The 1216-nt window shown below is 28.0% G+C and carries 1 protein-coding gene and 1 pseudogene; both read right to left on the reverse strand.

From position 1 onward, the window contains the following. Positions 1–22 precede the first annotated feature (22 nt). Positions 23–385: pseudogene (locus WYK_RS26280) on the reverse strand (acyltransferase family protein); the annotation flags it as partial. Positions 386–406: 21 nt separating this feature from the next. After that, positions 407–547 (reverse strand): hypothetical protein, encoded by a 141-nt coding sequence (locus WYK_RS24855; RefSeq protein WP_161629114.1) that lies wholly within the window; start codon positions 545–547, stop codon positions 407–409. Positions 548–1216 lie beyond the last annotated feature (669 nt).

The raw sequence follows: 1216 nt of genomic DNA on the forward strand, positions 1-1216 counted from the left end.
ATGTTTAACCCGCTGTATATAACTAATCAGATAGATCAAACCAGAAAACATTAACAGTAGAATTGAAGGATCTTTTCACAATTTTAAAAAGTGAAGGAGTTAAGAGAACTAAAATGACGTAAGTCTGAATATACCACCAGGCACCATTATAGGAATTAGAAAGGAGAGTTAAATTAAGAAAAAACGCACTTAATCCACCTGGGAAAGCTTCTGAATATTTACCAATGATTAAAGCTACTACCATAAATGTAAACAAAATCAGCCAAAAATTAATAAGTAACTTTAGGATTCTAAAAAAATTCTTTTTCAATACTGAACCTGCTGCTTTACCTAAACTTATATATAGACCATACCCACTTGCGAATAAATAAATAGGAACACACGCGTCCCCAAATAGAGCAAAATATTAAACCAGAGGTACACCGTTAATCAAAGGGAACGTTTCATATAACCCATTAACATCTTTTCTTGCAAATAAATGAAGAGCTAGCATAAACAAGATCGCTACCCCTTGCAGAATCTTCATGTCTTTTTTTGAAAACTCCATGTTTACCCTCCATTAACTAATTAAAAAATATCTAAAAAAAAGCGTTATTTATGGTTTAGTATATAACCCACTTATTCTTACATTTCTTTAATACTCGTCTCCATTTGAAAGTTTGAACAATAATTTATAGGGTGTTTTATTAGGAGTCTATAGAACAAAAACAAGCGGATATTTCTTCTAACGTTTACTCACATTAAATAATACCTATTTTTGTTATTGTCTCTCATTATTCTTTTTTTTATTTTTCTTTTTTTATTTTTCTTCCACGCTTCCCCAATCCATAAAGATAATCGATATTTTTGTTTTTTATTGACTCTATAAATTCAACGGGAAAATACTTTTTTTCTCCATGATTTGAAGTACACATCAGAAATATATTCATATATTTTTTCTCTTTTTCCCACTCTGTAAGCGTACTATTAAATAAATTATAAAGAGAACTTTTAAGCATATTAGTAGCATAATTGATATTCCATTATATTCTGAAAATTTAGTATTTTTATAGTGTGTATTTATCACATTTTTTTGAATACAATACCCGTTAACTATATCAGAAAAAAATATGGCATATATTTGCTAGAAAATTCTCCAAGTATATAATAATACAAAGGTTTATCTATAACTTTAAGTTTACTTGCTTGTAATATCATTTCCAGATTATAAAACATA

Source organism: Peribacillus psychrosaccharolyticus ATCC 23296 (genome assembly GCF_000305495.1).
GTDB lineage: Bacteria > Bacillota > Bacilli > Bacillales > DSM-1321 > Peribacillus > Peribacillus psychrosaccharolyticus.